General features: G+C 39.1%; 1 protein-coding gene. It reads left to right on the forward strand.

Annotated features, from left to right (window positions below; all coding sequences use genetic code 11):
- Nucleotides 1-542, forward strand: a 542-nt coding sequence (locus ACFINO_RS11540; RefSeq protein WP_375655990.1) for an LpxI family protein, incomplete at both ends; no start/stop codon positions are given.

Below are 542 nucleotides of genomic sequence, written 5' to 3' on the forward strand. Positions count from 1 at the left end.
TCCTAAGTTAATTGGAGCTTTGAAGGGAGGGGATGATGTATTATTAAAAGCCTTTGTACGGATTATTGAAGCGCATGGTTTTTGTATTATTGGTGCTCATGAGATAGTCCCAAATCTTTTAGCTCCAAGAGAATTTGATTTAACATTGCGGCGAGCTACGCGAAAAGAGAAAAAAGATATTTTGTTAGCAGCAGAAGCAGCAAAGCTTTTAGGTCGTCTAGATATAGGGCAAGCAGCAGTTGTTATCAATGGAAGGGTGATTGCGGTTGAGGGAGCAGAGGGAACTGATAATATGCTATGGCGAGTTTGTGAAATGCGAGAAAGAGGACAAATTCCACCTAAAGGTGGTGTTCTTGTTAAATGTGCAAAACCACAACAAGATCATCGCGTTGATTTGCCATCAATTGGCCCTATGACAATAATGAATATTGCAAAGAGTGGATTGTCTGGCATTGCGGTGGAGGCAAACAGAAGTCTGATATTATCAGTGAAAACAACAATAGAAAAAGCTAACAAATATTCCTTGTTTATAGAAACATTTG

It is taken from the genome of Bartonella sp. AA83SXKL, assembly GCF_042196965.1.
Taxonomy (GTDB): Bacteria; Pseudomonadota; Alphaproteobacteria; order Rhizobiales; family Rhizobiaceae; genus Bartonella.